The sequence below is a fragment of the Sphingomonas sp. genome (assembly GCF_048595155.1).
GTDB lineage: Bacteria > Pseudomonadota > Alphaproteobacteria > Sphingomonadales > Sphingomonadaceae > Sphingomonas_I.
In genome coordinates, this window is the sequence record NZ_JBMDXN010000049.1 from 1 (window position 1) to 17,676 (window position 17,676).

The following is a 17,676-nucleotide window of genomic DNA, read 5'->3' on the forward strand; positions in this document are numbered from 1 at the left end:
CTCTTCCAGCGCGCTGGCGAGAAGACGCCCGTCTTCGTCCGCTTCTCGACGGTGGCCGGCGCCAAGGGATCGTTCGATCTGGCGCGCGACGTTCGCGGCTTCGCGGTGAAGTTCTACACCAGTGAGGGCAATTGGGACCTCGTCGGAAACAACATCCCGGTGTTCTTCATCCAGGACGCGATCAAATTTCCGGACCTCGTCCACTCCGTAAAGATGGAGGCGGATCGCGCCTATCCCCAAGCGGGCAGTGCCCATGACACCTTCTGGGACTGGGCGAGCCTGATGCCCGAGACGACCCATATGCTGATGTGGGCGATGTCCGACCGCACATTGCCGCGATCGTTCCGCACCATGGAGGGGTTCGGCGTCCATACCTTCCGCCTCGTCAACGCCGAAGGGAAATCGAGCTTCGTCAAGTTTCACTGGAAGCCGCGCCTCGGCCTTCAGTCGACGATCTGGGACGAAGCGCTTAAGCTGCAGGCCGCCGATAACGACTATCAGCGGCGTGATCTGTGGGAAGCGATCGACACCGGCGCCTTCCCCCAGTGGGATCTCGGCATCCAGGTGTTCGACGAGGCGTTTGCGCGTGCGCAGCCTTATGACGTGCTCGATGCGACCAAGCTGGTACCGGAGGACGACGTGCCGGTCCGCATTATCGGTACGCTGACGCTCAACCGCAATCCGGACAATTTCTTCGCGGAGACCGAGCAGGTTGCGTTTCTGCCGTCCAACGTCGTGCCCGGCATCGATTTTTCCAACGATCCGCTGCTGCAGGGCCGCCTCTTCAGCTATCTCGATACGCAGAATTCGCGTCTGGGGACGACGAACTTTCACCAGATCCCGATCAACGCACCGCGTTGCCCATTTGCGAACTTTCAGCGCGACGGCAAAATGCAGACGATGGTGCCCAAGGGCCGCGCCAATTACGAGCCCAACAGCCTGGCGGCGCATGGCGAAGAGGGCGGGCCGCGTGAGAGCCTGGAGCGCGGCTTCGTGACTACGAATTCGGAGACCGGACCTGACGAGCAGGGCCCAAAATTGCGCATCCGTGCCGAGCTGTTCGCCGATCATTACAGCCAGGCGCGCCTATTCTATCGCTCGCAGACCGCGAATGAGCAGGCGCATATCGCCTCCTCTTTCGTCTTCGAACTATCGAAGGTCGGGCTGCTCGATCAGGTTCCGCCCCGCATGGTTGCCAACCTGCGTAATGTCGATGAGCAACTGGCCCAGCGCGTCGCCGACGGGCTCGGCATCGATTTGCCGGAGAAAGCGCCGGCGGCTCGCGAGCCCGTGGACATGCCGCCGTCGGATGCGCTGTCGATCCACAAGAATATGAAGCCCACGCTGGAAGGCCGTTCGGTCGGGATCCTCTATGCCGACGGCAGCAACGGGGAGGCGATCGACGCCGTCGTTGCGGCGGTGCAAGCGGAGCAGGGGAAGGCCGTGCTGGTTTCGCCGAAAGTGGGCGGCGCCACGCTGGCAGACGGTTCCAAGCGCAAGGCCGATGGGCAACTCGCCGGCACGCCCAGTCAGATCTTCGATGCCGTTGCCGTGATCCTGTCCGAGGATGGCTGCAAGGCGCTGCTGAAGGAGGCTGCAGCCGTCCAGTTTGTGATGGATGCCTTCGGCCACCTCAAGGCGATAGGCGCAAGCGACCAGGCGCAGCCTTTGCTCGACAAGGCTGGGGTGGAACGGGATGAGGGCGTCACGGGGCTAGGCGCTGACTTCGTGGCTGCGGCAAAGCAGCGCTTCTACGCGCGCGAACCGAAAGTGCGCACGCTCGCGTGAGCGTGAGGGGCCTTGGACGCCAGGGTTCGCGACCAGCGTCTAAGGCCCTTCGATCACCCTGTTACGGCCGCCTTGTTTGGCGGCATAGAGCGCGTCGTCCGCGCGTTTCGTCATGGCTTCCGCTTCATCCTGGTCGTTGCGAACGCAGGTAATGCCCGCGCTGGCGGTGACATTGAGGCCTGGCCCTACTGCAAAGGGGGTGTCGCCGATCACGCGGCGCATCCGATCGGCCATCTCCATGCCGTTGTGGATGTCGGTATTAGGTAGCAAAATACCGAATTCCTCACCGCCGAGACGCCCGAGCCGGTCGCTGTCGCGCAGGGACGCGTGGATGCGGTCTGCCACCCCTCGCAGCACGAAGTCGCCGGCCGGATGCCCGTAGGTATCGTTGATGCTCTTGAAGTGATCCAGATCGATCAGGATCAGGCTGAGCGGCAAGCCGTGCCGCCGGGTGCGTTCCAGCTCCGATCGAAACGTCAGCTCGAACGCCCGGCGGTTGAGAGCACCGGTCAGATGATCGGTGGTGGCTAACTGACGAAGTTCCTCTTCCATGCGACGTTCTTCGGTGATGTCGTAGAACGTGCAGATGCGGCCGCTCAGACCATCGGCGACCCAGCGTGTGTCGGCTTTAAATGTGCGCGCGCCATGGCTGATGTAGAAGGTCGCAGCGGCCTCATGATCTCCAGAAACCGAGGCGTTAGATGTGTTTTTCTCCTTCGCGCCGATCATGGCAGCAAGGGCTTTGGCGATCTTCTGCGGGTTGGTCTCTGCCGGGGCCAGCCCCAGCAATGCGCGCCCCCCTTGATTGATGAAGGCGTTAGAGGCCTCTGCATCGATAAAGACAAAAGGCACGGCAAGACTGCGGACGATCGATTCGATCTTGGTTTCCGCGAGGCGTGCGCTGGTCGACTGGGCGCCCTGGTCGGCAAGAGACGCCAGAAGTGAGGCGCCCGCGACGACATGGTCGCCCATATGGGCACCTGCGCGGGAGCAAAGAGCGATCAACACCATCTCCGTGCCCGCGACAGGAGCGGTGAGCACGCGTGCCGGCCGGCCGTTCATCGCGACGGTGAAGGTGAGGGGGAGGCGGACCTTGCTCGCATCCTGGTCAGGACATTGCAGCAGCTCAGGATTTACCCGGATGTGATGGCCGATCTCCTCTGTCCGGGGCCAAGCCTCGATCACCTCGAATTGATCATTATCTACAGGATGGAGCAGCAGCGTCGCTTCGATCCCGTCGACGCCGAGCAGCAAGCGCAGCGCCGGACGCAAATCTCCGCGGGCGGGTCGGGGGCTCGGGGGACTAGTGAAGGCGTTCATCGAGCGCCTCGATAATCGCGTCAGGCGCGGACAGATGCGGTAAGTGCCCCTGCGCATCGATCCACACCAATTCGGCGTCCTCGATCTGCTGCGCCATCCAGCGCGACGCCTCCGGCGGCACGGCGATATCGTCGCGTGATTGCAGAAGAACCGTCGGCACATGGACATGCGGCAAAAGCGTACGAATGTCGGTCTGGAAGATCATTCGCGAAATTTGCACGCTCACCTCCGGCCGCATCGCCAGCAGGCTTGCGGCGAATTCGCTGACTGCCTCCGGCCGCCCGGAAGGGATTGCCTGCGGCGTGAACCCTGCCACCCAGCCATGATAGTTGCGTGCCATCTCGCCGAGAAGATGCTCCAGCGCAGCCTTTTCGAACCCTCCCACATAGGAGGTATCGTTAAGGTAGCGCGCGGACGCGTTCAGCAATAGCAGTTGATCGAACCGGTGCGGCGCCTCGATCGCAGCGAGCAGCCCGATCATCCCCGAAACAGAATGGCCAATATAGCGGCATTTCTCGATTTCGAGTTCGTCGAGCAAATTCAAAAGATCGTCGGCATATCCTGCGATGGAGCCGTAGAGCCTCGCATCGAAATCTTCTGGCAGAAGCGGCCCTGCCCCAGGCAGATCGAACAGGATACAGCGGGCGCGTTCCGCAAAATGTGGCGCCACGGCCGACCAGGCACTCTGGTCGGTCCCGAACCCGTGCGAGAAGATGAGAGTGTCTTTGCCCGAGCCTTGCGCGTGAACATGATGACGGGATGCGCGCTTGCCCGTCACCTCTTGTCCGATGCGATAGTCTTGAACCAACCAGATCCTCCAATTCGGCCTTACCCCCGACTTTTAGCGCCGCGTCGTGGTGAATTGAAGGCTTCCACGTCGCCTTCCGGCCCGTGCAACGATGCTTCTGTGCGGTGGAGGCGCGTAAGTTCGGCCATTTCGGCTGGCGCTCCGAAGACGCCTTGAGAGTTACCGGCTGCTATACTGATCGCAAGCGGGCAGAGGCATATCCGGCTTATATCGGCCGCTTGCCTTGTCGAAGGTGAAGGTTCGTCGATAGGAACAGGTGCGATCGTTTATCCAGATCAGATCGCTTTTCTTCAGAGGCGGCAGGGTTAGGGAATCTGCCGTGCGGGACACGCCGCGTGGGAAGGATTGGGCGGTGGCGGCGTAGACCAGCATCGGTGGCGCCGATGTCCTCGACTTTACCGCTGTAAGCTTACCGTCAAACGCATATTCGTCGTGACAGGCGCCGGCACGTGCCGCTTCATCTTTCTCGGAAAAACAGGCGCGGATCATCAGGTCGGTATGCCAGGGGACGATCAGTACCGTGCGTGGGGCCATGCCTGGGCGGACGTGTATCAGGTGCAGCCGCGTTATTTCGCCGCCCCCGCCGGAATACATGACCGGCTCCCGCGCCTCAACGGGAACAAGCGCGCTGCCGTCGCGAAAGCGCAGCATGTGCGGCAGAGGCTGCAACTGGAGATCGTCTTCCGGTGCGTCTGGTGACCACCGGGCAATCTGCTTGCCGTTCACCGTAATGACCAGCGGCGTGGCTCCGTGTACGCCGCCAATGCACCAGGTGCGATCCCGCGTACAAAGGGCCGCCTGACCCGGCCGCGCGGTCAAAGGTTCAAACCCGGCCATTGCTGGCGTGGCGGGAGGCTTGGCAGCGATCGAGGCGATTGCGATCAAGGGCAGCAGGGCCACGCGAGGTCGTGTGAACACGGTGTCAGCCCTCACTTCAACCATTGTGTGAGCTTCCAGCAACCACCCGTCCACGCAAAGATGTAGGCCTTGGGTTTGCCTATCTTGCGGATCAGCGTCTTGCCGTCACCCTCGCCGTCATCCTTCATCAGCGCAGACTGGTACGTCACCGTCCAGGCACCGCCGGGAAGCGCCTTCCTGTCCAGCGCAAGATCAACCAGCGGCGTGCCTTGCTTTTCCCACCGTTCCGCCGAGGCCTCATCGACATAGTAGAAATCGATCATCGCGATCTCGAACCGTTGCGACGAAGCCGGACGTTTTACGCCGGGCTTGGCCGGCGCCCCGAAAGCCCGCTCCTCGATGACTGGAGCGCTATATTTACGCCGCACATCGGGAGACCAGACGAACGCGTCAAAGAAGGTATCGAAGTTGCGGGCCTGGCACGCGCCAGCTGCATCCTTCAAATAAGTTTGGGGCTGAACCTCGTCCTTGTGGGGCGCCGCGCCGCACGCCGTTGCCAGTGATGCTGCGATCAACAACGCCTTCGCCTTGATCATCATCTTATTCCTCGTTGAACCACGCGGTGTTTGGCCGCGGTAGGGCCATGCCCGGGCAGAGCCGATCTTGAGTTCAGCCACCCTCATTAACCACCACATGAACGATGTTCAATTGAAATGGTTTCGATGTACCTGCGCGCTGGCGCTTAAAATAGCCGTTTCAGCATGGTCTGCAGCGCGTTGTGATAAGATGCTTCACCCACACCGTTGGTATTCGCCCGTCAAAAATTGAACGGCGTAAATTTTTGTTGAAGGGCTATGGTAAGGCTGATAGCGCCGTCAAACGGTCAGGTGCGCCGTTGCAGTGAGAGATCGAACATGATGCGACATTCCCCGCGCGAAGCGGGCTTCGTTTCAGGTGCTGGTACACTCGTGCCGGGGCGCAATCATCGAACGATAGGCTACTTATGCATATCGGTTGCAGCGCTCTCGCTTGCTGCATGTCCAATAAGAGCTATGGCTGCAACCGGCGACGCGGTCTCGCCCACAGCACCAAGCACTGTACCAGGCATTGCCGAACTCGGCGTGACGATGCAGCGCGCCAAGGATCTCGATGCTGCGGGATATCATAAGAAAGCGGAGCGCTGGTGGCGCGAGGCACTTCAGCGACGAATCGCCCTATTGGGCGCCGACGTTCCGGATCTTGCCCCGGCATACGAGCGGCTGGCCAGCAATCTGGAAGCGCAGGGGCGGTGGCGAGATGCCGAGCGCTATCGCATGAATGCCGTCGATGTGCTCGAAAACAACAAGGCAGCCGATCCAGCCGAACTTGGGCGGCAAGCGACCCGCCTCTCGCGAAACCTGGAAGCGCAGGGACGGATGGCGGAGGCGGCGACCGTCGCCTATTTCGCGATGTCCGCACTTTGCCGGAGCGGTACCGACACGGTCGACGCAGCATGGGGATACAATAACGTCGGTGCCATCCTGTCTGCGCAGGGCAAGCTGGTGGAGGCAGAGCCTTTTTATCGTCGCGCCCTGGAAATTCGTCGCCAGCGGCTAGGGGCGGCCGATGTCGATACGGTGACCAGCTTCAACAATTATGGCGCGCTGCTTGGACGATTGGGGCGGGTGGATCAAGCCGTTCAGATGCTCCGCCTCGCGTTCGAGGCCCGCGAGCGTGACAATCCCGTCGGCGATCGTGCGGCTGAGAGCGCCGTGAACCTGGGTATCACGTTGGATGCCAATGGGCGTGCTGCGGAAGCAACGCCCTGGCTGCAAAAGGCGGCTGCGATCTGGCGGGCCCGAAAAGCAGAGGATGATATTCTCGGATCGGACACCGCGCTGGCGGTCAATCTCGTCCATTTGGGGCGGGCGGCGGAGGCGGAGCCGGCCCTTCGGCGTGTTTTGGCAGTACGGCGCGAGCAGCAGGGCGAACATGCGGCACTCACCGGGCAAGCCTGGTCCAATCTCGGGGTCACGCTCGACGCACTCGGGCGCCACCGGGAAGCGCTGTCCGCGCAGGACAAGGCCTTAGCCATTGCGCTTGGCGGTGGCCCGACGGAGATGTTGCGGGTGGCGGACTATCGGGCCAATCGCGCCGCTTGTTTGAATGCTTTGGGGCGCAAGGCGCAGGCTATCCAGGAATATAGGCTGGCACTGCCGATCTACACTGCCACGCTGGGCGCTGAGGCGCCCCGCACGCAGAATGCTCGACGGGGCGCGGCAGGGGAAGTGCAAGGCATCAACGAGGACAATCCGACACGCGTAATCCTGCCGGCCGCACGCTGATCCCGCTACCGACGCCGTGCCCGAGAAGGGTCGCTCGGCGGATCGAGCGCCTCTTTGCCGTGCTGCCGCTCGTCAGGCGGGATCCTGATTGCTGGCCGGAACGGGGGCCGCTTGCGTCGTCATGCGGCCTTTTTCTTGTTCCGGCACTCGACGGCATAGTCCGCTACGGGCCGGTCGCCGTCACCCACCGTGGTTATTCCCAGCGCCCCGGCCGGCCCCGCATAATCGAACCGGCAGAACCCAAAGCCGGTACCGCTGCAATCATCCACCTCGGTAACGCCATGGTCGATCAAATCAGCGATGGTGTAGCTTATCTCACTCTTTGGTCGTTGATGGACGACCGGCTTCCAGCCTTGTCGCGCCAGCAGCCTCCGCGCCGTTGCAATAGGGACGCCGTAAACATTGGGGACCTGGGCAGCACCACCGCACACCGTATCCTGCACGGCCATCTCGCCGACCGAAATAGAGCGTGCATCATCGGCTTGGATATCGGCGAAAGGTTGCGACAGGAAATCTCCATCCCATAGCCGCGCACCGCTTCTGCCGTGTTGCTGGATCTTCGCAATGGACCGGCTGGCGCCCGGCTTGGCCCAGGCCAGCGCCACCAGCTTTTCGCCCAGGAAGAAGCCGATATTACCATTTTCAAGCAGGCATGAACCGCTCGTTCCGCGCTGCATCTTGCCGATGAAGCTCACGGCGCGGTAGCGGCCCACTTGCGCTTCGCCAGTCACTGCCCAGCCAGCGGCTGCGACCTGACGTGCCGCCGGCGACTTGGCGCTGCTCAGCAGGTGCCCGCAATCATCGCGGTTGGCAGCGCTTGCTGGCGCAGCTGGCAGGACGTCAATGGCCGTCAGCACCAAACCTGGAATACTGCTGGTCAGATGCGGTGGTGCGGCGGTCTGCGGTCTTGCCGGCGCATGCTGAACTGTTTGCACAGCCGCTTGCGCATGCGAAGCGGCTGTGCAGGACATTGCCAAGGCGGCCGCTATTGCCAGCGGCGATGCCGGCCGAAGTGTCGTTAGAAGGGACGTGCGCAAGATCATCTCCGCTGGCCAAGTCGGTGGAGAGATCGTGGAAATTATATTGAACGGTGTCAATATGATTGTCCCACAAGGATTGAGACGAGTTCCTAGCTGAAATCGGTCGAGACACTCAGCGCACGCCAGCGCGCCAACTCGTCGAGACGCGCCCGGTCAAAGGCTTCGATAGCGGCGACCGCGTCCCGCCCGAGTGGCAAGCGTAGCGGCGGATCCTCCATCGCGGCGATCTTCAGGATCGCGGCTGCGGCTCGCCGGGGGTCACCAGGCTGTTGGCCGTCATAGCCCCGCTGCATACGCGCCGCTGTCCCGACGACGGCATCATAATCGTCGCGTCCGTCCGCGATTTGCGAGGACGACCCCGCGAAATCCGTTCGGAAGCCGCCCGGCTCAAGGATCGTAACATGCACGCCGATGAGCGCCATTTCCTTGGCCAGCGCCTCCGAAAAGCCCTCAATGCCCCATTTTGCGGCAGAGTAAGGCGCGCGACCCGGTGCCCCAAGTCGCCCGCCTACGGACGAGAATTGAATGATGTGCCCGCGCCGCCGTTCCCGCATCGCAGGGATGACCGCCTTGGTCATGATGATTGTGCCGAACAGGTTTGTCTCGATCTGGTCGCGAAAGGCGGACAACGGTGTGTCTTCGACCGATCCGACATCGCCGTATCCGGCGTTGTTAACCAAGACGTCGACGCCGCCGAACCGAGCGATTGCGGCAGCAACAGCGGCTTCGGCCTGATCTTCGTCGGTGACGTCGAGCGGCATGACCAGCACTTGGCCTTCATGCGCATGCATCAGATCAGTGAGCGTGCCGGGATTTCGCGCGGTTGCGACCAGCATGTCGCCGGCATCCAGAACCTGTTCTGCCAAAGCCCGTCCGAGCCCGCGCGAACTGCCGGTGATCAACCAAGTCTTTTGCATGCCTGTCATTCCTGCCGGAGGGTCGAGGCGGTCGTTTGGTGCGCATTGGCTCCTCCCGCCCCGTTTGTGTCGGGCCCTAGAAGCCGAAGCTGCTCAAACCCGGATGGTCGTCGGGCCTGCGGCCCAGCGGCCACCGAAACTTGCGTTGCTCCTCGCTAATCGGCATTTCGTTGATGCTGGCATGACGATCGCGCATGAGGCCATCGGGATCGAATTCCCAATTTTCATTGCCATAGGCACGAAACCATTGGCCGCTATCGTTACGATATTCGTAGGCGTAGCGCACCGCGATGCGGTTGCCCGTGAACGCCCAAAGCTCTTTGATGAGGCGATATTCATGCTCCTTGTTCCATTTGCGGGTGAGCAAGGCCTGGGCTTCTTCACGGCTGTTGGCGAATTCGACGCGGTTTCGCCATTTCGTGTCGAGCGTGTAGGCCAAAGCCACTTTCGCAGCGTCGCGGCTGTTCCACCCGTCCTCCGCCAATCGCACTTTCTCGATGGCGGTTTCCTCGGTGAAGGGGGGCAGGGGCGGGCGGGACATCGGCATCTCCTTGGAATGAAAGAATTGGCAAGCCCGATCGTTCAGAGGATGTGGCCAGCTCTCTTCGGTATTGGAAGATTGAAAGCGGGCACGTCTCTCTTGCGTGAGCCGCAGTGATGAGGTTCGTCTGCGCCGCTGGCGATCAATTGAGCATGCGGTTGGCGCGCAGTTGCGATACCGCCATGTCGATGAAGGCCCGCACCTTCGCCGGCGCGTGCCGTCCTTCCGGATGGATCAGGTGGATCGGAAGGGGATCCTCCTCATAATCCCTCAGCACAAGCTGAAGGCGCCCGTCCGCGAGCGCATCCTCCACCTGATAATGCAGTGCCCGCGTCAGCCCGAACCCAGCCATTGCCGCGCTGATGGCCGCCTCGTGGGTGTTGCATTGGAGCGTCGGGCTGATCGTGATCCGGTGATGCTCGCCAAAGCGCCACTCTGGCGACGTGCAGGCACCGGTTGACACGATGACGCCATGATCTTTTAGATCTGCCGGTGCTTGCGGTACACCATGTTCCTGGAAGTATTCCGGCGCGGCACAGACGATGCGTCGCGCGTAGCCCACCTTGATCGCTGTAAAGCCGGAGTCGGGCAGATGTCCGATCCGCAATGCGACGTCGATGCCTTCTTCCACGATCTTAACCGGCCGGTCGACGAACAACGCACGACCCGACATGGTGGGATACGCCCTGAGATATTCGGTCAGGATGGGAAGGACGAACATCTCGCCGAATACGGGCGAGGCCGTGACTGCAAGGGAGCCCACCGGTGCCGCGTAAGCGCCGGCGGCGGCGGCCTCCGCCTCTCGGATCTGGATCAGGATGCTGCGGCAATCATCGAAATACCGGCTACCGGAGTCTGTAAGCTTGACCGATCGCGTCGTGCGAACAAACAAACGCGCGCCGATCACGCTCTCCAGCGCCGCCACCGCCCTCGTCACGGCCGGTGCGCTCATGTGAAGGTGGCGGGCCGCCTCGGCAAAACTTCCGGTCTCCGCCGCCGTCACGAAAATTCGCATCGACTGCCATCGGTCCATCGTAACTCTCCGCATAGTTCATCTTCTGGATGTCCGACGAACAGTTAGACCGGTCCCAGAATGCGCTTCTTGAACGAATATCTCGTGCCAATTCTGGATTGTGTCGGCTGCAATGCAGGTGCTCGGTATCACCCCGACGTGCGGCGTTGTGCTGCAACAACGATTATCGAGGTGACGTAAATTTGTGGCCGGGCACTTCACGTTGGGGCGCAACACCCGGCCTGGATTATCACTTGTCGGAGGCTGCTTCCTCGATCAGGTCGGCTACCGACTTCGGATGAGAGATCATCACAACGTGAGATGCGCCAGGTATGACAATCGTCTTCTTCGCGCCGGCGCGCTTCGCCATGAATGCGTGAACGGCGGCAGGAATATTGCGGTCCGCCGAACCATAGATGAAAAAGGAGGGCTTGGTTTTCCAGCTCGCGACGACGGTTGGCTCGCTCAGTGCTGCGGCGGTGATGGGGCGCTGCGTGGTCGCCATCAGAACGGCTTGGGCCAGCGGTACATCTGCCGAGAATTGCTGCGGGAACTTGGCCGGATCGATGTAAAGATCCTGGCCTCCGTCGGCGAGCGGAACGGGTGGTAACAGGGTCGGGCCGAGCGTTGACCCTGGAAATTTCGCGCTCAACCCTTGGCTGCTCTCGCCCGTGTCAGGGGCAAAGCCCGCGACATAGACCAGCGCTTTCACGTTAGGCGCCAGACTTGCTGCGTCGGTGATCACGGCGCCGCCATAGGAATGGCCCACAAGGATAATTGGGCTCTTGAGTGAGGAGGCCAATGCCGCAACGGCTTGCGCATCCGTTTTCACGCTACGCAACGGATTTGGCGCGGCGATCACCTGATAGCCATCGGCGCGCAGCGCGGAGATCACGCCATTCCAAGAGCCAGACTCCGCAAAAGCGCCATGCACCAGCACGATCACCGGGTGCTCGGCTCCAGCCTGGGCATTGGCCGTGGATAGAGGGGCCGTCAGTGTCAGCGCCACGGCCAAGCGCGCAATGGTCTTAAGCATCTATCATCTCCCATAAGATAGCTCTCCCGGTGAAATGACGTTCGATCATCCGCAAATCTTGAAGAAGCATGCGCTATTGTCCGCTGCGAGCGCCAATATCGGCAGCAGTGTCATGGTCCTGCAATGCAGGAGAGGCACTATACGCTGTTATGACCGCCCAAGATCGTCATCATGCAGGTTGTTGTAAGCAATACAGAGGCTTATCAAATAGGTGCAAGATCTAGTTAAATGCACTGTTGTGTAAAATGACGATAATTGATCGTCGATGATCTATCCTTGGTCGATGGTAACCTCGACCAGAGTCGTATTCTCGAGCTGTCCGGCTTTGAGCATCATCGTTGACGTACTAAGGAGGGCTATATGGAACGTCGGGTCTGTCGTGGAGCCGCGGGGCCGGTCACGGTCTTGCCGGCTGATCCATCGGATCATCAGGAGGTCGACCATCGCGTTGCCAACAGCCTCCAGCTGATTACGGCCCTGCTTTCGTTGCAGGCGCAAAGGTCACCCGATCCTATGCTCCGCGATGCGCTCACGGCGGCGATGCATCGGGTCACCGCGATCGGGTCGGTTCATCGTCAGCTCTGCCAATCGGGTTCGCCTGGCAGCATCGACATCGCCTCCTATCTGGTCGACCTTGCGGTCGGCCTGGAACAGGGCGGGCGTGGCGGCTGCAGGCAGGTCTATGTCCACGCCGAGCCGGTGCTGGTGCCCGCCTCCTTTGCCAGCATACTTGGCATTCTTGTGACCGAGCTGGTCATGAACGCCCTCAAACATGCTTATGCGCCAGGTGGGCCGGGTGACGTGGATATCTGTCTCTTCTTTCCGTCAGCGTCGGATTTTTGGATGGAAGTGCGCGATTACGGCCAGGCTAGTACCGGCCCTGAGACGCCGCACCATGCCGGCCTCGGCACGGATATTATCAATGTCATGAGCCGCAGGCTGCAGGCGACCCATTGCTTGCGGCGAGACGATCAAGGCATGCGGTTTTCTATCAGAGGCAAAGTGCCCGTCGCATAAGCCACCGTTACGACGCCTCTTGCCGCGTGCGCATTATTTTCCGTCCGGCACGATGTCGCGCCAGCTGCCGATCCGAGCGGCCTCGCCATGCACATGGCCGTGCGCATCGCGCAATTGCCAGATGACCGCCTGTTCAATGCGAAATGGTTTGCCCGATTTTGTCACTCTGGTGCCGCTATACGCGGAGGAGAAGCCTTTGCGGCCGACCTCCTCGAAGAGCCGCGCCCGCTCCGCGCGGTGAACCGGCGCCGCCGACAGTCGCGACGGCAATCCGATAAACTCTTCCCACTCATATCCGAACAGGGACTGTGCCGCCCGATTGGCATAGATGAACACAGGATCCGGAGCGGTATTGTGCGCAAGAACCGGGAAAGGCGCTTCGTGATAAAGCCAGTCGCTGTCGCGGCTACCGGCAAGAGGCTCGCATCCCAGCAGTCGACCGTAGCTGGTGTTCAGGACATCGAAAATCCGAGGATCAGCCGGGTTCATCACTCTCGCTCCGTTCATACGTGGGTGTTGAGCCTGATCGATTTGCTCCTGGCCAGCTTTTCCCAGGGCGGCTCACATTCGGGCTGTCGCATGGTTTGTATGGATGCGGCGGTCAATCAAACAGGTGCAGGTGCAGCGCGAACGGCCAAGCAGGCTTCCAGGGCGGTTGCCAATCCGGCCGGCTCTGAAAAGAAGGCAGAGTGATCGCAGTCCAGCTGTCGAACGTGTGTTCCTGGGTATATCTGGTGCATGGCACGTTGCGTCTCGATCGGAATCGCACGGTCTTCAAGGCATTCGATATAGACGCGCGGAACCGATCCAAATCGCTTTTCGGTGACGTTGATAGGGCTCACGAAAGCCGAAGCCGGTTCGACCGAGAAACGGTCGCATACGGCGCCTACCAACTCCTCTGCCGTGCGGTTGAAAAGCATCGGGCGGAGCGCAGTTTGGCTAAAGCTGAGCAGCCCCTTTCCGTTATGCTCAAAGGCAGTCGCTATCTGCGCGGCGTTTGGGGCTGTGTCGGCCACATCTTTGAGCGTTTGCCCGTCGCGGAGCAGGAAAGCGCTAAGGTAGACAAGCAACGAGATTCTTTCCGGGATCCGTTCAGCGACTTCGCTTAAGATCAATCCCGCCCTGCTGTGGCCGACGAGGACAACAGGTTCCGGTTGCGCGCGAACGATCGCGGTGATCTGATCCGTCCAATAGGCCAGTGGTGTCTCGAGCGGCAGTGTGTCGGCATCGGCACTTGCGGGAAGATCAGGGGTAATCGTCCGATGACCGGCAGCGTGGAGCATTGGAACAACGTGAGACCAGCACCAGCTTCCATAAAAAGCGCCTGAGAGGAGTACAAATACAGCCATGGCTATTGCTCCCAGAATAGTTGCCCGGTGGCAGAGGGGATTGAGCGATTTCCCACTGGCGTCGCTTGTCGCCTACTGGCCGTGTCTCAAGACACGCCGTTTTCGCTGAAGAACCATCTATAGATTGGCTCGCGTCCAAGCGACGTGCTTTCTGCTACGCTCGTAACGCATGATCAGACGGCTTGCCGCGTCAGCAGCCATGGCGCGGAGACAATTTGGTCCGATCTATGTGCCAAATGTAACTTTTAGGCGGTGTTCCCGCAGCGCGAAGCGGCACTATCTGCCTGCCGTTGAACCTGAGGAACCGTGCGTTGCCCAAATCAGTAAAAGAGCCCGTTGCGATTGTCGGCGGCGGTATTGCAGGGTTGGCATTGGGGCGGGCGCTGCAGGCCTCGCAGCAGCCCTTCCTCATTCTCGAACGCAGCCTGGCTGCGGCGGACGCCGGATTGGCGATCGTTTTGCCTGGCAATGCCATCGATGCATTGTCGACGCTCGGGCTGAGGGCGCAGATCGAGCAGCTCGGATATCCGTTCGGCCGCCGTGAATATCGTACCGCCAGCGACAAGCTCCTGTGCGAGATCGATGAGGACGGCTTCTGGGGGGAGTTGCGGCGACCGCGCTGTATCAAGCGCGCGGCGCTTCTGGCGATGCTGGCGGACGGCGTGGCAGATAGCGCGATCCAGCGCGAGGCGGAGCTGCGCTCCGCCGAACTCAGTGCAGATCGCGTTACTCTCCGCATGGCGAACGGCAAAAGCCTGACGGCTTCTGTGCTGGTCGGTGCCGATGGCGTTCATTCGGCTGTGCGGAGGCAGATGTTTACGGCCAGTGCTGCGGTGAAACCTGCGCTGCTTGCCCAGGCCAGCTGGCGTTTCATGGCGCCGAACCCCGGCGTGGATCGCTGGACCCTCTGGGCGGGTAAAGAGGGTATGGTGCTGCTGGTGCCTGTCTCGCAGGATGAGGTCTATGGATGGGCCGCGATCACGCGACCGCAGACGGACGTCAGTTCCAGTGAATCCCTGACAAGGTTGATCCGCAAGTTTCCCGACCGCGTCCGGCAGGCGGTGATGCACGCCATTTCGGGGCAGGGGCGGCTGCACTGGTCTCCGCTCGAGCAGGTGAATGTCGATCCTTGGCATCAGGGACGTGCGGTTCTGATCGGCGACGCGGCGCATGCCTTGGCGCCCGTGTGGGCGCAGGGCGCGGCACTTTCGATGGAAGACGCGATCGTGCTCGCGCGGTCGCTGGGCCGTCATCCCGATGCTCCCGCGGCATTGTCGGCGTTCGAGGCGGAGCGGCGGCCGCGTGTGGCGCACGTCCAGGCTATGACCGATGCCATGTCGAAAGCGGGTAAGTTGCCGCCACTCATCCGTAACTTGCTGTTGCCGCTGATTGGGCCAAAACGATATCGTCAGACGTATCAGCCGCTTAAAGCTAAAATCGAATGAGCCTGCTGCCATATTTCAATTGAATCACATTGAAGTTTAAACCGAGCTCGGCCTGCATTTATCAACGTAAATGATCGCATGATGGTGATCGATTATCGTGTGGGTGACGAGAATGATTTCAAATAGATTCAAGGATGACGGGCTGTTCGAGTCTTCGGAGCCCGCCGAATCCGTGCACGCACTTGCCGACGTGTGGCGCCGTGTCGTGGCAGATCGCCGAACAGGCGAGATTTCCGATCAGCCCGGTCTGGCCGTGCGCTGGGCGGAGAGCGACTTCATTTTCTGGAATTGCCTGACCTCCATCGATCGCGTGACGGAGCGCGATCAGCTGGAAGACCTATTTTCCAGGTCGGCCGCGTATCTGCGGGCGCAGAGCAAACCGGGTTTGCTCTGGTCGTTTACCGGAATGGTGGCGCCAGAACATCGCCCGCTCATTCCTGAAATTGCGGATCGCGCCGGGCTGAAATGTACCAATATGGGTTTTGGCATGGCCGGCGACATCCTGCCTGTGGCGCCTCCTTTCCGTCAGGATATCGAGTTCGTCCGCATCAGAACCGAGGATCATTTGAGGATGTATGCCGATCTCAACGCGATGGCCTATGGTTTTCCGCTGGAGGCCGTGCGCAGCGCGCTCCGGGGATCCGATCTGTTCACATCGGAAGCTTTTGCCTATCTCGCCTTGGTGGATGGTGAGCCCGTCAGCGCGGCGGCGGCTATTGCCAACGGAGCCAACCTTTTCCTGATACTCGTCGCAACAGCGCCGGCCGATCAGCGGCGCGGGTATGGCGAAGCGGTGGTGCGGAAGGCGCTATCGGAAGGTGGACGGGCGACGGGACTGACACGCACGACCCTTCACGCTACCCTAGCCGGCGCGCCGGTCTACGAAAGGATCGGATATCGCAAGGTAAGCGACATCGGCTTTTACGGCCTTAAATAGGTGTAGCGTGATTGGCGCGAGGTGCCATCCTCGCGCCACTTGCGAGCGGCTTCCGTACCCCGCGGGCGTCAGCCGCCGCTCAGATGATCTCGACCTCGGCGTCTAATTTATAGCCGACGCCACGCTCGGTCAGGATGAGGCGAGGAGCGCGGGGTTCTTCTTCGATCTTGCGCCGCAACCGAAGTACTTGAACATCGACGCTCCGATCGAACACATCTTCGTGAAGTCTTGTGGCCTGCAGGAGGCGCTCGCGCGAGAGAATGACCCGCGGTGCCTGAACGAAGGCGCTCAGCAACGCGAACTCGCCCTTGGTCAGGGAAACGCGGTTGTCGTCGGGCGAGGTGAGCAGCCGCTCGCGGGGTGTGAAGGACCAGCCGGCAAAGCGAAAGATCATCCCGCGCTGCTTTGCAGGGTTCAGGCGATCCATGGCGCGCCGCCGCAGCGCCGATCGGATACGGGCGAGCAACTCGCGATGATCGATTGGCTTAAGCAGATAATCGTCCGCACCCAGTTCAAGGCCGGCGACGATGTCGACCTCCTCATCGACATCGCCCGTCGTCGCGATGACAGGAATGGCGCTTCTGCTTCGTACTTCCCGCAGCAATTCCAACCCTTTGTCCGCATCGATCTGCAGATCAAGCACGAGCAGATCCGGTTCACGGACCGCGAGCACCTGCATCAATCGGTCATGCGTTTTGACGGTGAGAACATCAAAATGATGCTCGGCCAACAGAGAGGTTAGGTTGCGCCTTACATCGGCGTCGCGATCGGCCACCAATATGCGGGCGCCTTTGTCATGCGTGACCAGATCGGCCGGATTGAGGAAGTTCATAAACGGTCCAGGTCTTCGTGAAGGGGGAACGACTGCATCTGAAATGCCCGATCATAGACGTTGCGGCGGTCCCCCTGCCTTGAGTGTCGGGCCATCGCCGGCTTCCCCTGCACGCGATGGCATCATTGCGGCATCCGGCGGGCGCATGAGCGCTCGCAGCCCGCGCGTGCGGCCTGCACGGGTCAATGCGCGTCCCTCTATCGGGGGAAGGATGGACGATCGGGCGAGCATGTTTCCTGTAGCGGCGGCGGGCCGGCGCCAAAGCATCTGCCATTCATCGCGTGAGGTATTGAAACTTGATGCGGAAGTGGAACTTCGCCACCGGGGCATTGCCGCTGACGCTAGACACCTTCGCTGATGCCGCTGCGGCAAGTCGACATCTTCTTACCGCAGTACCGCATGGCAGCTGAGCTGCGTCTGGATCGCAGGCACTTTGGCGATGCAACCATTGT

17 protein-coding genes are annotated in these 17,676 nt (G+C 61.1%); 5 read left to right on the forward strand and 12 right to left on the reverse strand.

From position 1 onward, the window contains the following. The coding region (locus tag ACOJSI_RS08185; protein ID WP_420137779.1) for a catalase at positions 1-1,788 on the forward strand (1,788 nt) is incomplete at its 5' end. A 39-nt stretch (positions 1,789-1,827) separates the two neighbouring features. Here ACOJSI_RS08185 and ACOJSI_RS08190 read toward each other — a convergent pair. From ACOJSI_RS08190 to ACOJSI_RS08205, 4 genes are all read right to left on the reverse strand, one after another. Further along, on the reverse strand, positions 1,828-3,108 hold the full coding sequence (locus tag ACOJSI_RS08190; RefSeq protein WP_420137780.1) for a diguanylate cyclase: 1,281 nt from the start codon (positions 3,106-3,108) through the stop codon (positions 1,828-1,830). Next, positions 3,092-3,916 (reverse strand): alpha/beta fold hydrolase, encoded by an 825-nt coding sequence (locus ACOJSI_RS08195; RefSeq protein WP_420137781.1) that lies wholly within the window; start codon positions 3,914-3,916, stop codon positions 3,092-3,094. Before ACOJSI_RS08195 ends, ACOJSI_RS08190 begins: the two co-directional genes overlap by 17 nt. Before the next feature lie 159 nt (positions 3,917-4,075). Next, positions 4,076-4,816 carry a hypothetical protein gene (locus ACOJSI_RS08200; protein ID WP_420137782.1) on the reverse strand — a complete coding sequence of 247 codons (741 nt, stop codon included), beginning with the start codon at positions 4,814-4,816 and terminating at the stop codon, positions 4,076-4,078. 29 nt (positions 4,817-4,845) lie between these two features. Beyond that, positions 4,846-5,370 (reverse strand): hypothetical protein, encoded by a 525-nt coding sequence (locus tag ACOJSI_RS08205; RefSeq protein WP_420137783.1) that lies wholly within the window; start codon positions 5,368-5,370, stop codon positions 4,846-4,848. A gap of 456 nt (positions 5,371-5,826) precedes the next feature. Between ACOJSI_RS08205 and ACOJSI_RS08210 the strand changes: the two genes are divergently transcribed. Continuing rightward, positions 5,827-7,098 (forward strand): tetratricopeptide repeat protein, encoded by a 1,272-nt coding sequence (locus tag ACOJSI_RS08210; protein ID WP_420137784.1) that lies wholly within the window; start codon positions 5,827-5,829, stop codon positions 7,096-7,098. Between the two features lie 119 nt (positions 7,099-7,217). On the opposite strand, the gene ACOJSI_RS08215 is transcribed toward ACOJSI_RS08210, so the two are convergent. From ACOJSI_RS08215 to ACOJSI_RS08235, 5 genes are all read right to left on the reverse strand, one after another. Then, a complete protein-coding gene (locus tag ACOJSI_RS08215; protein ID WP_420137785.1) occupies positions 7,218-8,075 on the reverse strand; it encodes a hypothetical protein in 858 nt (285 codons plus the stop codon). Between the two features lie 152 nt (positions 8,076-8,227). Then, a complete protein-coding gene (locus ACOJSI_RS08220; RefSeq protein WP_420137786.1) occupies positions 8,228-9,055 on the reverse strand; it encodes an oxidoreductase in 828 nt (275 codons plus the stop codon). Between the two features lie 76 nt (positions 9,056-9,131). Then, the gene (locus tag ACOJSI_RS08225; protein WP_420137787.1) at positions 9,132-9,596 is read right to left on the reverse strand and encodes a DUF1348 family protein; all 465 of its coding nucleotides are present in this window, start codon (positions 9,594-9,596) and stop codon (positions 9,132-9,134) included. 142 nt (positions 9,597-9,738) lie between these two features. Further along, positions 9,739-10,629: a LysR family transcriptional regulator gene (locus tag ACOJSI_RS08230; protein ID WP_420137788.1), complete on the reverse strand. Its 891-nt coding sequence runs from the start codon at positions 10,627-10,629 to the stop codon at positions 9,739-9,741. A gap of 229 nt (positions 10,630-10,858) precedes the next feature. After that, positions 10,859-11,617: an alpha/beta fold hydrolase gene (locus ACOJSI_RS08235; protein ID WP_420137815.1), complete on the reverse strand. Its 759-nt coding sequence runs from the start codon at positions 11,615-11,617 to the stop codon at positions 10,859-10,861. Positions 11,618-12,004: 387 nt separating this feature from the next. On the opposite strand from ACOJSI_RS08235, the gene ACOJSI_RS08240 reads away from it, so the two are divergent. Beyond that, positions 12,005-12,661: a sensor histidine kinase gene (locus ACOJSI_RS08240; protein ID WP_420137789.1), complete on the forward strand. Its 657-nt coding sequence runs from the start codon at positions 12,005-12,007 to the stop codon at positions 12,659-12,661. A 33-nt stretch (positions 12,662-12,694) separates the two neighbouring features. On the opposite strand, the gene ACOJSI_RS08245 is transcribed toward ACOJSI_RS08240, so the two are convergent. Further along, on the reverse strand, positions 12,695-13,150 hold the full coding sequence (locus ACOJSI_RS08245) for an MEKHLA domain-containing protein (protein WP_420137790.1): 456 nt from the start codon (positions 13,148-13,150) through the stop codon (positions 12,695-12,697). 116 nt (positions 13,151-13,266) lie between these two features. After that, positions 13,267-14,010, reverse strand: a complete 744-nt coding sequence (locus tag ACOJSI_RS08250) for an alpha/beta fold hydrolase (protein ID WP_420137791.1) — start codon at positions 14,008-14,010, stop codon at positions 13,267-13,269. Positions 14,011-14,321: 311 nt separating this feature from the next. Between ACOJSI_RS08250 and ACOJSI_RS08255 the strand changes: the two genes are divergently transcribed. Continuing rightward, on the forward strand, positions 14,322-15,455 hold the full coding sequence (locus ACOJSI_RS08255) for an FAD-dependent monooxygenase (RefSeq protein ID WP_420137792.1): 1,134 nt from the start codon (positions 14,322-14,324) through the stop codon (positions 15,453-15,455). 112 nt (positions 15,456-15,567) lie between these two features. Then, positions 15,568-16,392, forward strand: coding sequence for a GNAT family N-acetyltransferase (locus ACOJSI_RS08260; protein ID WP_420137793.1), 825 nt, complete (start codon positions 15,568-15,570; stop codon positions 16,390-16,392). A gap of 79 nt (positions 16,393-16,471) precedes the next feature. Here the strand turns inward: ACOJSI_RS08260 and ACOJSI_RS08265 are convergent, their stop codons facing one another. After that, complete coding sequence (locus ACOJSI_RS08265; RefSeq protein WP_420137794.1) at positions 16,472-17,224, reverse strand: response regulator; 753 nt, start codon at positions 17,222-17,224, stop codon at positions 16,472-16,474. Positions 17,225-17,676: the final 452 nt, after the last annotated feature.